The sequence below is a fragment of the Pseudomonadota bacterium genome, from assembly GCA_039193195.1.
In the GTDB taxonomy this organism is placed as follows: domain Bacteria; phylum Pseudomonadota; class Gammaproteobacteria; order Steroidobacterales; family JBCBZW01; genus JBCBZW01.
Window position 1 is genome coordinate 39,771 of the sequence record JBCCWS010000039.1, and the last position, 13,360, is coordinate 53,130.

General features: G+C 63.4%; 9 protein-coding genes. 5 read left to right on the forward strand and 4 right to left on the reverse strand.

What is annotated here, in order from left to right; genetic code table 11:
* Window positions 1-44: 44 nt before the first annotated feature.
* Together AAGA68_21600 and AAGA68_21605 are read left to right on the forward strand one after the other, a co-directional pair.
* On the forward strand, window positions 45-1,232 hold the full coding sequence (locus AAGA68_21600; protein ID MEM9387664.1) for a serine hydrolase domain-containing protein: 1,188 nt from the start codon (window positions 45-47) through the stop codon (window positions 1,230-1,232).
* A gap of 241 nt (window positions 1,233-1,473) precedes the next feature.
* Window positions 1,474-2,733 carry a hypothetical protein gene (locus tag AAGA68_21605; protein MEM9387665.1) on the forward strand — a complete coding sequence of 420 codons (1,260 nt, stop codon included), beginning with the start codon at window positions 1,474-1,476 and terminating at the stop codon, window positions 2,731-2,733.
* Window positions 2,734-2,877: 144 nt separating this feature from the next.
* On the opposite strand, the gene argE is transcribed toward AAGA68_21605, so the two are convergent.
* From argE to AAGA68_21625, 4 genes are all read right to left on the reverse strand, one after another.
* Entirely contained in the window at window positions 2,878-4,044 is a 1,167-nt protein-coding gene (argE, locus tag AAGA68_21610; GenBank protein MEM9387666.1) for an acetylornithine deacetylase, read from the reverse strand.
* A 4-nt stretch (window positions 4,045-4,048) separates the two neighbouring features.
* Entirely contained in the window at window positions 4,049-5,524 is a 1,476-nt protein-coding gene (locus AAGA68_21615) for a sodium:solute symporter family protein (protein MEM9387667.1), read from the reverse strand.
* Window positions 5,524-5,736 (reverse strand): hypothetical protein, encoded by a 213-nt coding sequence (locus AAGA68_21620; protein MEM9387668.1) that lies wholly within the window; start codon window positions 5,734-5,736, stop codon window positions 5,524-5,526. Before AAGA68_21620 ends, AAGA68_21615 begins: the two co-directional genes overlap by 1 nt.
* A gap of 276 nt (window positions 5,737-6,012) precedes the next feature.
* Complete coding sequence (locus AAGA68_21625) at window positions 6,013-9,357, reverse strand: TonB-dependent receptor (GenBank protein ID MEM9387669.1); 3,345 nt, start codon at window positions 9,355-9,357, stop codon at window positions 6,013-6,015.
* Between the two features lie 700 nt (window positions 9,358-10,057).
* Between AAGA68_21625 and AAGA68_21630 the strand changes: the two genes are divergently transcribed.
* The 3 genes from AAGA68_21630 to AAGA68_21640 all read left to right on the forward strand — a co-directional run bounded on the left by AAGA68_21630 (window position 10,058) and on the right by AAGA68_21640 (window position 13,038).
* A complete protein-coding gene (locus AAGA68_21630) occupies window positions 10,058-10,657 on the forward strand; it encodes a GNAT family N-acetyltransferase (protein MEM9387670.1) in 600 nt (199 codons plus the stop codon).
* Window positions 10,658-10,671: 14 nt separating this feature from the next.
* Window positions 10,672-11,385 carry an iron-containing redox enzyme family protein gene (locus tag AAGA68_21635; protein MEM9387671.1) on the forward strand — a complete coding sequence of 238 codons (714 nt, stop codon included), beginning with the start codon at window positions 10,672-10,674 and terminating at the stop codon, window positions 11,383-11,385.
* 141 nt (window positions 11,386-11,526) lie between these two features.
* Entirely contained in the window at window positions 11,527-13,038 is a 1,512-nt protein-coding gene (locus AAGA68_21640) for a serine carboxypeptidase (GenBank protein MEM9387672.1), read from the forward strand.
* The last annotated feature ends 322 nt before the right edge of the window (window positions 13,039-13,360 follow it).

Below are 13,360 nucleotides of genomic sequence, written 5' to 3' on the forward strand. Positions count from 1 at the left end.
CACGCTCTCCCGCAGGCCACTAGGACGACGAACAGAGGTATCTCATGCATCCCATCACCGCGACGACGCTAGCGCTGGTTCTAGCGCTGGGCACCGCGACCGAGCGGGCGTTTGCCGAGCAGGACACCTCCTTGGCCGCCCTGCGCGAGAAGCTCGGCATCACCAGCGTCCTGTTCCTGTCCCGGGATGAGCGCGACCTTGCCTTCAAGCACTTCGACACGCTGTTTCCCGCGCGCACCATCGAAGCGAGCGACGCGCCGTATGCACTTGCCTTACAGCCGGGGGACTTCTCCGCCCTTCACTATCGCGTGGACGACACCGCTTACGTGCTCGAGGACTTTCTGCAGATGCGCGAGTCTAGGGGTCTGCTCGTTTGGCAGAACGGACGAGTGCTGCTCGAGTACTACGCACAGGGCCACGACCAACGCACTCGCTGGGTGTCCTTCTCGATCGCTAAGTCCGTGACATCGATGTTGATCGGCGCAGCGATTCGCGACGGCTACATCGCGAGCGTCGATGAGCCGGTGACGCACTACGTGCCTAGGTTTCGCGGCACGAACTACGAGGGCGTGACCATCAAACACGTGCTGCAGATGGCCTCGGGCGTTGACTGGAACGAAGACTATACCGATCCGCAGTCCGACGTGGCGCGAGCGGGTGCCGCCAACGGTATCGAGCTGGTCCGCTACCTTGGTCAGCTCGACCGGGGTGCGCCCCCTGGGGATGTCTTTCTCTACAACACGGGGGAGACCAACTTGGCGGGGGAGATCTTGCGTGCGGCCATCGGCAACAACGCGGCCACCTATCTCACGCACAAGATCTGGCAACCGTTCGGCATGGGCAGTGAGGCCTCATGGCTACTGGGCAAGGCAGGCGGTGGGGAGACAGGCGGCTGCTGCATAAGCGCGACCCTGCGAGACTACGCCCGCCTCGGTATCTTCGCCCTGCGCGGCGGCCGCCTCGCCGATGGCACCCGGGTACTGCCGGAGCGTTGGATGGGCGAGTCCACCACGCCATCTCGTGGCAGCGACGGCTACGGATACCTGTGGTGGCTAGATGTGTCTGGTAGCTTCCGCGCACGCGGCATATTCGGTCAACAGATCTTCATCGACCCAAGATCCTCCCTGGTGATCGCCGTGCACAGCAATGCCCCCACGGCCGTTGGGAGCCGATACCACGAACACCTCGAAGCACTCGTGGCTGCTCTGGCAAAGATGTTAGGGCAGCCGTGACTACGCCTTGGGTGACCGTTCGTCAGCGGCCGAGCAGGCCCTATGCTCGAACCAGATTGTCGGGCCGGGGACGTGCGCCCTACCGCTGGAGATCTCATCCGGCTGACCCTCTGATCGGGGGGGGGGTCCGTCCAAAACGCCCTAGGTGTCCATCTACAGCAATGCATGACCCGGTTTCGGGGATTCTGATCCAACGGCTTTAGCGAATTGCTAGGGCAAGGAAGCTGTAATGAACAGGGCAATGAGTGCATTGTTCGGCGCCGTCTTACTGGCGACCCAGGCCTGCTGGTCATCCACCGTCATCGACGTGTTCCCCACCAGCACCTTTCCAGACGATGTGATCGCCGTGCAGGCGGCGGTAGACACGCTGCTGGCCGGCAACAGTGACGGCATCATCAATCTGCATGCGATGGACGTGACCGGAGCGCCTGCTTTCTTCGATTTCGGTCTGGCGGCGGAGGCGGCGGGCCGCGGTTCGGTGATCGCGTTGAATGGAGGCAGTGGATCACTCGAATTCAGAGGTATCTCTTCCGGCCGGGCACTGCCGAAGATCATCGGCGGCAACGTGCCACTCTACGTGGAACGCCCGCAGGCCGTGGTAGTTCAAGGCATCGAGTTCGAACGCCCTTACCGCTTTGCGATCCGCGTGGCCCGCGCGAGCGGTAGCGTGTCGATCGAGGACAACGTCATTCGAGATGTTGACGGGGAGATCGATGCCGTCAGTCCAATGGCGAGAGCGATCACGGTGGGCCCCGGCACCGTCGGCAACGTGTCCATCGATGGCCCGGTGATCATTCGCGGCAATACGATCCGCGGAGCCAGCGCCCTGTTCACGGACGCGATCTCCCTGCTCGGCATCGATGGCCCCGTGATCGTCACCAACAACGTGATCGAAGATGTGAATGTTGGCGTGCGTATGGCGGACGGTCGTAGGCTTACGCTGGTGTCGGGAAACGAGATCTCCGTCTTCGTACCGGGCGAGGGACTCGTCGCGATAGGGGTTCAGTACTCGTCCGCCTGGGATGCAGACGGCCGTCCGCTAATTGCAACCAATACGATCGAGGCGGTCGATAAGCTCGACGTCGGCACGGCCACGGGCGTGACGCTCTTTGCCTGCGACAGCCTCTCCGAAGGCGATGCTCGCGTACGCAATGCACTGGTGGTGGCCAACGAGATTGCGCTGGACAGCGCCTACGCGGGAATGCAGCTGCTCGCGAACGAGTCGCTGAAAGGGTGCAACGACGTCTTCGCAGCGGTGTCGCAGAACAGGCTAGTGAGCAACACGCTGACCGGTACCGCCCGCTACGGCGTCGCCCTACAGGGCACTGCGGCGACGGAGCTAATCCAGAATCGTCTAATCAACGACATGGCCCTGCTCACGCCTAGTGCGGCGCACTACATGCTAGATCAGGCCACGCGCGACAACTTCGTGGTGATTCGTGCGGGCGAGATCGTCGAGGATTTGGGCACGGGAAACACGATCCTGGTCACGACCGATTGATCGCGCCCCAGCGCGAGCAGGTCGCCTCATGCATCAGCTCATCGGGGCGCGCGTCTGGAAGACAGCTTCCCCTTGCCCGCGCGCAAGGGAAGAAGCGCACGGGCATCGACTTCGCCGGCGCGCGCACCCGCCGATCGTATCGGATCAGTGCCTCCGGCAAAGGTAGGCGATCACATCGTCTACCATCGCCTCGCAGCGCTGCAGCTCTGCAGGGTCTATGAATTCGTTAGGCTGGTGGGCCTGGTCGATAGAGCCTGGCCCGCAGACCACAGAGCTGATCCCCGCACGCTGAAAGCTGCCGGCTTCAGTGGCAAAAGAGACTTCGCCGGAGCCGCCGGCGCGCACGCCGCCGAGGCTTCGCACCCAGCTCTCCGCCTTTGCCTGCGAATCTGGCACGAGGGGCGGGACGCGCGCGATCGGCACGGTCTGCACTGAGGCCTGCGGTGCGAACTCCTTCAGATCCGGCTCCACCTCCTGCGCGATGAACCGCTGCATGGCGGTGAGGATTTGCTCCGGATCCTCCCCAGGCAGTCCCCGGTATTCCCAAAGAAACTCACAATGGCTAGGCAGAATATTTACCGCCGTGCCGCCCTGGATCGTACCAACTTGTACGGTAGTCCAGGGCGGCTCGCAGCCGGAGTCAGTCGCCTCGGCGCGCTTGTGCCGGCCGAGGGCATCCAGATGCTGGATGATGCGAGCGGCGGCGAGGATGGCGCCGGCGCCGCGATGAGGTTGGCTCGAGTGGGCGGCCTGGCCGGTCACCACGGTTCGAAACACGTTGATCGACTTGTGGGCGCGGACGATCTGCATGGTGGTCGGCTCGCCGATGATCGCGTAGTCGGGTCGCGGGAACTCGGCGAGCGCGTCATCCACCATGCGGTCGATGCCGAGGCAGCCCACTTCCTCATCGTAGGAGAGTGCGAGGTAGAGAGGGCGCTGCAGCGCCGAACAGTCGAGGCCCGCGAGGCGGGAGAGAAACACGGCGGCGAAGCCCTTCATATCCGAACTGCCTCGCCCGTAGAGCAACCCATCACGCTCGGTCAGCTTGAAGGGATCCGTATGCCAATCCTGTCCATCCACGGGCACCACGTCCGTATGGCCGGAGAGCACCACGCCGCCGGGGGCGTGCGGGCCGATGGCCGCGAACAGGTTGGCCTTATCGCCAGCCTCGTTGCAGGTGCGACGGCAGCGCGCGCCGAAGGCGCCGAGGTAGTCCTCCACCCAATCGATCAGCGGCAGATTCGAGTCGCGCGACACCGTGGGGAAGGCGACTAGGCGCGCGAGCATGTCGACGGAATCGAGTTCGGACACGGGGCTACTCCGAGGGAGGTGGTGGGTTGACGTAAGCCTCTACCTGCTCGACATCCTGCGCCGGCGTGAGCAAGGACACCAGGATAAGGACCGCGACGTTCGCGATCAGCCCGAAAATCCCTTCGTGCAATTCGATGGGCTTGAGCTCGGGCCGGAAGTAACAGAGCAGTGCCGTCGCACTGCCGAATAACAACCCGGCGATGACGCCAGCCGTGGTCGCCCGGCGCCAGAACAAGGCGGCGACCACGGGCGGCGACAGCTGGGCGATGACGCCGTAGGAGGTCAGCAGCAGCACCACCAGCGACGTCCCTTCGGAGACCGCGAATCCGTAGGCTACCGCCCCGACCACTACCACCAGGATACGAATCAGCAAGCGTTGCTGATCCCCCGTGAGCTTGGTGAAGGGGCGAACGCCATCTTCCACCGCCACGGACGCGGTGGCGTGCAGGATAGCGTCACCGGTGGACATAGATGCTGACAGGGCACCCGCACAGAACAACCCGACCACGATCACGGGCAGATCTACGTTGAGGACCAAATGCGGCAGGATAAAGTCGGGCCGCTCCAGCGAATCGACGAAGAGCACGCCAGCAAAGCCAATGAGGAACACCGGAACCAAAAACAACTGAAAGGTAGGGAACCACACGACCGTGCGACGGATGATGCGCTCATCGCGCGCCGTAAACGCCTTCATGAACAAGTGCGGCCACATCGTGATGCCCACGGCGCTAATGATGATGGCGCTGCTGTAGCCCGCCCAGCTCCAGGGCTCACCGCTGGCCGTGAGACCTGGCAACTCAAGCAGCTCTGGCCGGGCCTGGAGGATGGCCTCGAACATCGGACCGATCCCGCCGTAGAGCGCGCGGGGGAGGTAGAGGCCAAGAGACCAGGCGATCACCAGCATGAACACGCCCTGTAGCGTGTTGGTCCACCCCACGGCCGCCACACCGCTCACCAACACGTACACCAGCACGATGCCGTAGGCGATCGCCGCCCCAAGCCACAACGGTACCTGCCCTTCCGTGACCGCTTCAATGACGATGCCAGCGCCGCGAATCTGGAGCGTGATGTAGGGGATTAGCGCAACGATACTGATCACGGCGATCAGCAACGATAGGCCACGCGAGCGGAAGCGGCCGGTCAGGAACTGCGCTTGCGTCACCTGCCCCAGCTGCCGACCGATACGCGCGATCTTCGGCCCCATCACATACCACGGCATCATGCCGAGCACGCCATAGGACAAGATGTAGAAGGCTGCTGCGCCGCGCGAATAGGCCCACCCCGGCCCCCCCAGGAAGGCGAAGGCCGAGAACACCGACGCGCCGGTAACAAAGTACATCACCAGGAAGCCGAAGTTGCGGTCACCCGCGACGAAACCATCGACCGTGCCCGATGTGCCGCGACCCGCTCGCAGGCCGACCCACAGCGTTAGCACGAGATAGGCGACGATCAGGGACGAGATCACCCCCCACTGTGGCATCAGTCAGCGTCCTCCCGGGACTCGGCACGATCGAGCACGAGCAGCGTGGCCCAGCCTAGGAGTATCCAAGCGATCGGCCACACCATGGACATGGGCAAACCGAGCACCATCGGCTCTGCGGCACGAAAGAAGGTAATCGCGGGCCAAGTGACGGCGAGCACGTTGAGCATGAACATGCCCATGGCCAGTCGGCGGGCCCAGAGTCGTTTCACATCGGTTCCTTCATCGCGGTCTCAGCCAGGACAGTATGGACCGACCTCACTGACAAGGCCCAAAGAACACCCGACTCGGGGCGTGCCGGGGCGGCAAGACCCTGGCGCAGGGGGCGCGTTTGAAGCCGTGAACCGAAGCACCTCAAGCCCACTTCGGCACCCGTCCATAGGCCCTCGATCTGAGCACGCCGCCGAGGCGCATGCTTCAGTGCTGCAACGCGCGCGCAGTCTACCGGCTCAGGGCCGGGCCGCGAGGGGTCTCGCGGCCCGGTATGCTTACATCTGGTAGTCCAACCCCAAGAATACGAAGCGTCCGCGCGGGCTCACCGGGAACGCCGCCTGCGTGATGAAGGGCTCCTTGTCGAAGATGTTGCGCACACCGCCGTAGACCCGAATGTTCTCGCTTGCATTCCAGGCTGCCGATAGGTCGTGGATCCACACCGCGTCCTGGAAGATGTCTGGCCCGTAGAGGGACTCGGCCGTTTCCACCTCCACGCCACCCGGCAGCTGCTCGCCCAGGTACTGCGTTTGCCAGCCAAACTGGAAGTCCTCGAAGGCCCAGTTGAAGAAGATGTTGCCGGACAGTTCAGGCCGCTGGATCTCGCCCAATTCCGGATTCACCTGGGTCAGGTCTGCAGGGTTCTCGAAGAAGTCGATCTCGTTGACGTAGCTGCCCTGGACCCGAATGTTGAAAGCGTGGCGCCCAACGCCGAAGTCGTAGGCGCCGGAGAAGTCGAAGCCGCTGGTTTCTACGGCGGCAAAGTTCACCCGAGTCAGGTCCAGTGAATTGAGGCCACCGAATTGCGCTGAATTCGGATCATCGTTACGGGTAAACAGCGAGCATAGGGTTGGGTTGCCCACGCCGGGGTAGCACCCGTCCACCGTGTCCTGCGCCGTCGGCAGGGCCACCGCGTCTTCGATCGAGTAATCCCAGTAGTCGAAGGTCAGGGTCAGGCCTTCGGCGAAGCTCGGCTGGAACACGAAGCCGACGGTGAAGGAGTCGGAGGTCTCCTCCTGCAAATCCGGGTTACCGCGGGTCACACCGCCGAAGGAGGCCGACAGGGGATCGCTGAAGGAGTAAACCCCGTCGACGAAGGGATCGAGGCCGATCGACTGCAGGTCGAGCACGCAGTTGGCCTGCACCTCATCCGCGAGCCCCGCGTTGGTCTCCCGTAGCGCCGTGAGCTGCGCGGCGTCACAGGGATCGTCCGGGCGGAAGGTGGTGCCGATCACCGGCGAGAACAGCTCCGTCACGTTGGGTGCACGCACTGCACGGCCGTAGGTACCGCGCACGGAGAAGGAGTCGACCGGGGCGTAAACCACGTTACCGCTGTAGGTGAGCGTGTCACCGATCGTCGAGTAGCTCGAATAGCGCACGGCGCCACCGACGGTGAAGTCCTTCACGCCAGGGCGATCGCGTACGATAGGTGCGGAAGCCTCGAGGAAGACGTCGGTCACATCGTAAGAGCCCGACTCGTTGCCCACTTGGAGCTGTGGCCGGAACACGAGCGAGGTGTTCTCCGAGAGGTCGCCGATGAAGGTGCCAGCCCCGGCGGGTGAACCCTCGGGCAGGATACCGAGCTGGAAGTTATCGAAAGTGGCGTCGGAGGACTCGTCGCGATACTCGGCACCGAAGGCGAACTGGATCGGGCCACCGGGCAGGGCGAAGCCACCTGAATCGCCGGTCAGCACCGCGGACACCACCACCTGCTCGATCACGAGGTCCGTGAAGATGTCCGTGGTAACGAAGTCCAACGCTTCCTGTGTGAAGCCTGATGCACCGGCCCAGATGTTGAGCGGCACGCACTGGCCATCGCCCGGCGTGAAGGTGAAGTAGCCCTCCTCGTAGGCGGGGATCTGGAACGGCGTGTTGAGCGCCGGCGCCCCAGGGTCAACGGAAGAGCGGCAGGCGGCCTGCCCCGTGGCCGGATCGGTCACCGCGTCGATAGCCGCGAAGAAGCGGTCATTGATGACGCGGTTCGTGCCCTGGATGTTCTCCTCGTAGCGGCCGTAGTTGACAGCGGCCTCGTAGCCCCAGCCGTTTGGCAGCTCGCCTTCCACGCCACCGACCAGGCGGATCGTCTCGCGGTCGATGCCGTTGCGTGCGTTGAAGGCGATCGGGTCGATAGTGATCGCCACGCCGCCCGTGGCATCGGCCACGTCCTGGATGAAGTCCGGCAGGAACGGATTGTCCGCCGCACCGAACAGCAGATCCCAGAAGGAATTCGGGTCGGTGGGCGTGGTCAGGTTCTGCGTAACGTACTTCCCTTCGAAGAACAGGCTCGCGCTGGAACTGATATCGAAGTGGCTCAGAAGGTTCACCGCGATGCGCTCATCGGGTGGCACCACGTTGAAGAACTCCTGGTCGAACACATCGAAGGACGAGCCCCCAAAGCCCTGGAAGTCGCCCGCTACCTGACCGTCTTGGACGACGGAGTAGTTGCCTGCCGCATCGGCAGCCCAGCACCCGCCGACCACGCCGAAGGACGCGGCGCCGAAGGAGGAGTTGTAGCCCGTGAAACTATCGAGGCAGTCAGGGGTACCGTTGCCGTTAAGGTCGATCGCCGTCTCGGGATCGAAGCCGTCGAAGGTAAACGGGTTGCCCGGTATGACGTAGCCGTAGCCGGAGGTGAACGGGAAGGTGAGCTCGGGCAATACTGCGCGCTGAGGTGCGTTAGCCGCACGGTCAAACAGCGCGAGCTCGGCGTCGGTCAGCGTTGGCGCCGCCCCAAAGGTATCCTGGTAGTCGGCGATAAAGTCGCCCGCCGAGGGTATCGGCAGACCGAAGTTGGTCAGGCCCGTCTCGGCGAAGTTGAAGAATTGCGCGAGATTTGGCGTGGCGCCCTCGCTGATGTCACCCTGCTGGAAGCGCAGGGCCGGGTTGACCCAGTCCCCACCGGTGCCGCGCACCGCATTCGGCCGATCGCCGAACTGCAGGCCTTCGTCGCGCGCGTAGTCGAAGGACAGGGTGACGTTGCCGCGACCGCTAGCGAAGTTCTTCCCAAAGACCGCCTGCACGGTGGACTGCTGACCGTCGATTTCCGTGGACGTCCCGAAGCGCCCGTCGATGCGGAAACCCTCGAAGTCGTCCTTGAGGATGAAGTTGACTACGCCCGTCACGGCGTCCGCACCGTAGACGGCCGAGGCGCCGCCCGTCAGCACTTCTACGCGCTCGACGAGCTGGGCCGGGATGGAGCCAATGTCCACCGCGGAGCTGCCTTGCACACCGCCGACGTGGCGGCGGCCGTTGACCAGGGTCAGGGTGCGATCGATGCCAAGCCCGCGCAGATTGAGCACGTTGCCCCCCGCGGTCACGCCCTGGGTGTCGTCGGCCGACTGCTCCGCCGTCACCGAGAAGAGCAGCGCCGGCACGTCATTGACCACGTCGGCAAGCGAGTATTCGCCCGACAGCTGAATCGCTTCACTATCGATGGCCGTGACTGGCTGAGCGCCCTCGAGGTTCGGATCGCGTGCGAGGCGCGTACCGGTGGCGACGACTTCTTCGATCTCCTCAGCCCCCTGCGCGAGCACCGCGGTGGCGCCCATCGCCAGCGCGGGCGTCGATAGGGCAAGCAAGGCCCGTCGCAGTGCATGGCTCAGTCGAGCATTGGTGGTTGGCATACGAAATTCTCCCCCGGTTTGCAGTCGCTGACGCGTTCTAAACCAGCCGGTGAACGGCTGTGTGCGGGTATCTCCCCGCTTCCCCTGGCCCGCATCATTGCGGCAACTTCGGGGAAAGCGCAACACGAAAAGGGAAGAAATGCGTCGATAACGCTGGGTTGTTGCGCGATCGCGACGCTAGCGCGACGTTAGTGCAGGTGCGCACTACTTCAGTGCGGAGGGCCCTATAGCGCCCAGCGAGGACCGTTCACCAGGATTAGGCTGTCGGTTCACTACGCCGCCTATGAGGCGACGATCGCGTGCGCCGCTATGGTGCAGAGACCTTCGCGCCCGCGCAATTGGAATCGATGGCGGAATCATGCCTTCGCCCTAGGCGCCGCGCTCCTCATGAGCGCCGCAGACCACTCGGCAGCCACTCGCACCGAATCCCATCTCGCCTCGCGACCCGAAGAGCGCTCGCAGCGGCTCGCGCTAACGCAGGCTCGCCGTTCGTGCGCCTCACACCCCCCGCAGCGTCCGGACCTCGCGCCCGGCACAGAGCTTCGTTCCAGAGCTGCTGAGATCGTTGCGCAGTCTCCTTCCTACTCACGAACGCCGCATCCAGCGGTGAGAGGTTTTTGCGGCCAGGCCCACCTTCTCACCGGTGGGCCGTCGGAGCGGTCTCCAAGACTGACCATTCGGGGATCAACAAGGAAGAACAATGCAGGTACGTGAAGCCACGACCGCGCAACAACGCGAAGCCATATACCGCCTCCGATACGAGGTGTACGTCGGAGAAATGGACCGACCGCAACAATATGCAGACCACGAGCGACAACGGATCGTCGAACCGCTAGACGCCACCGGCATCCTGCTCTACGTGAGCGTTGGCGACAAAATCGTGGGCACGGTCCGGGCCAACTATGCCCGAGACGGCGATCTCGGCGAGTACGAGCATCTCTACCAAATGAGCAAGATCGCCTCGCACCCGAGCGACACCTCGATCACGACCAAGTTCATGGTGCACCCACAGCACCGCGGCGGTCGCGCCGCGCTTGCACTGGCCACCGGCATCTACTCGCACGCGCTGTTTCGCGGCGTGCGTTACAACCTGATGGACTGCAACCCACCCTTAGTGGGCTTCTTCGAGAGCCTTGGATTTAGGAAGTACCTGCCGAGACTCGAGCACACCGAGTACGGCAGTGTCATCGGTATGGCGCTCGATCTGCACGACGTTGAACACTTCCGCGCCATCAAATCACCGTTTCTTCCTCACTACGAGGCCTGGCAGGCAAGCCAGGTAATCAAAGCCACTGCCTAAGGGATATAATGATCATGAGCTATCGCCAACAACTCGAAGATGCCTTCGCCTCCGTGCTCGCCGAATTCAACGCCAGCCCTGGAATGCAACGTCTCGCCGGCGGCGAGCTAGGGTTGGAGCATTACAAGTCCTACCTGCGCCAGGTCTTTCATCACACCCGTGAAAACCCCCAGCTTCAGGCTCTGGCGACCGTGTACTTCAAGGGCCACCAGCGATCGGTGGTAAAGCGCTTCTTCAAGCACGCCACTTCGGAGATCGGCCACGATCAACTTGCCCTGAACGACATGGCAGCACTCGGGCAGGACGTCAGCGCCATCCCCGTGGAGAATCCGCTCCCGGCGACGAGTGCTCTGCTTGCCTACGGGTTCTACCAGATCTACGTAAAGAACCCCGTGGGCTACTTAGGCTACCTCTACTTCCTAGAGTTCACGCCGACGCAGAACGGCCCTGCCTACATGGATCAGCTGCGCGGGCTTGGTGTGCCCAACGAGGCCCTGACCTTCCTCAAGGACCACACGACGATCGACCAAGGGCACAACCGTCTCATGCACAGCTATCTGGAAGACTTGGTGACGAGCAGCGAAGACGTCCAGGTGGTGGCCTACGCCATGCGCACCACCGGACACCTCTACGCGCGCATGGTCGAGGACGCCTTTCGCCACGCTGACGACCCGCAGAGCTACGGTGTAGCGGTGGACGAGCAGAAGTTCGCCCTCCCGGCCGCCTAGGGAAGCGCAAGGGGGAGGAGCAGCCGGCGAGGTCTAGCTCCTCCCCAGTTCCGCACCGCTCAACAGCCCGAGCGGCACTATCCAGTTAACCACGATCCCGCTACGCTTGGAGCTCCGTCCAGCTACCTAGCGAACCTGCGCATGCCACGTTTCCTACTTCTACTCGCGCTGTTGCTGGCGCTGACCACCGCGCTGCCGGCAGCAGAGACAACTGCGGCGCCACCCGCCAAGGAAACCCCAGAGCCCACGCGCTTCGTCACCGAACACGCCGCGAAATTCAACGGCCGCACGGTCGCCTATGACGCCATCGCCGGCGAGACCTACCTGCGCGACATGGACGGCAAACCCCGCGCAGCCATCTTTGCCTTCTCCTACCTCGAGAAGGACGCGCCCCCCACCCGGCCGGTGACCTTCGTTTGGAACGGCGGCCCTGGCTCCGCCTCCACCTGGCTGCACATGGGCGCCTATGGACCGAAGCGCATCGTCGTACCGTCTGACGCGGGCCACCCGGGGCCGCCGCCCTATCGCGTCGAAGACGCACCGCAAACGATACTCGACGTGACCGATCTGGTCTTCGTCGACCCCGTTGGCACCGGGTACTCGCGCGCCTTAGGCGAGACCAAGCCGAAGGAGTTTTGGGGCCTACCCGAAGACCCCAAGAGTATCGCCGAGTTCATCCGCACCTGGCTAACGGAACACAAGCGCTGGAATGCCCCACGCTTCCTGCTCGGCGAGAGCTATGGCACGACCCGCGCCGCGGCAGTCGCCCACATCCTCGAGAACGAGATGCAGATCGCCGTCAACGGCATGGTGTTCGTCTCCCAAGCCCTGGACTACGCGGGCTCCTCGCCCTACGTGCCGGATAACCTCACCTCCTTCGTCACTTACCTTCCCACGCTCGCGGCGACCGCGCTTTACCACGAGCGCGTCACCCCAAAAGAGCCGAACCAAGCGGCGTTTCTCGCCGCAGCTCGCGAGTTCGCCATCGAGCAGTACCTACCCGCCCTATGGAAGGGCAGCCGTCTGGGGGAGCAGGAGTATACGCAGGTACGCGATAGGCTGAGCTACTTCACGGGCATCAGCCCTAGCTACCTCGACCGCGTGAATCTGCGCCTTCGCGGCGACCGCTTCGCCAAGGAGCTCCTTCGCGACAAAGGCCTCGCCGTCGGCCGCCTCGACAGCCGCTACGTCCAAGACGACATCGACGACGTCGCCACGAGCTCGGAAGGGGATGCAGCTAGTACAGCAATTAGTCCCGCCTACAAGGCCGCCTTCATGCAATATCTACTGGAGGAACTGAAGGTGGACTGGCATCGCCAATACCTCTCGCCGGCGGACCCGAACCTCAGCAAGCAGTGGGATTGGAACCCGACGCAAAACGCGGGCTGGGAGCCTCGCTACGTGAATACAGCGCACGCTCTGGCAGCGGCGCTGCGGATGAACCCACAGTTGGAGCTACTCGTCGCATCAGGCTACTTCGATCTGGTCACGCCCTACTTCGACGCCGAGTACACCCTTGGCCGCCACGAGATCGACGCCAACCGCGTGCAGTACGAGTACTACCAAGGCGGGCACATGATGTACGTGCACGAGCCGGCACGGGGCCGCCTCCTGAACGACACGCGTCAGTTCATAGAACGGCTAACGCCTTGAGCCCCCCGCCTAGTGGGCCGCTTGGTAAATAAGGTGACGCTCAGCGAGTAGCATGGGCGGCGTTGCGTCGCTTGCCAATGGCGATGCCATTGGCTACGCGACGCGCCTTGCTGACGCTGCCCCTACGCAAACTGAGCGTTACCTTATTTACCAAGGGCGGCCCACTAAACTAGTGTCCTGAGTTAGAAGTTCGTTGATGAATTCGCACGCGAATTTTTGTCCCTGAGCGCGGCGCGACGACGAGCGTGGCAGGTCCCACGGGAGGAGGAGCAACGTGTTCAGGGGCGAAAAGGTGCCGCGAAGTCATCAACGAACTTCTAAC

Excerpts from the sequence above, each read along its gene's own strand:
- AAGA68_21600 (MEM9387664.1), top strand. The coding sequence starts at position 45 with ATGCATCCCATCACCGCGACGACGCTAGCGCTGGTTCTAGCGCTGGGC.
- AAGA68_21605 (MEM9387665.1), top strand. The coding sequence starts at position 1,474 with ATGAGTGCATTGTTCGGCGCCGTCTTACTGGCGACCCAGGCCTGCTGG.
- AAGA68_21615 (MEM9387667.1), bottom strand. The coding sequence starts at position 5,524 with ATGCCACAGTGGGGGGTGATCTCGTCCCTGATCGTCGCCTATCTCGTG.
- AAGA68_21625 (MEM9387669.1), bottom strand. The coding sequence starts at position 9,357 with ATGCCAACCACCAATGCTCGACTGAGCCATGCACTGCGACGGGCCTTG.
- AAGA68_21630 (MEM9387670.1), top strand. The coding sequence starts at position 10,058 with ATGCAGGTACGTGAAGCCACGACCGCGCAACAACGCGAAGCCATATAC.
- AAGA68_21635 (MEM9387671.1), top strand. The coding sequence starts at position 10,672 with ATGAGCTATCGCCAACAACTCGAAGATGCCTTCGCCTCCGTGCTCGCC.
- AAGA68_21640 (MEM9387672.1), top strand. The coding sequence starts at position 11,527 with ATGCCACGTTTCCTACTTCTACTCGCGCTGTTGCTGGCGCTGACCACC.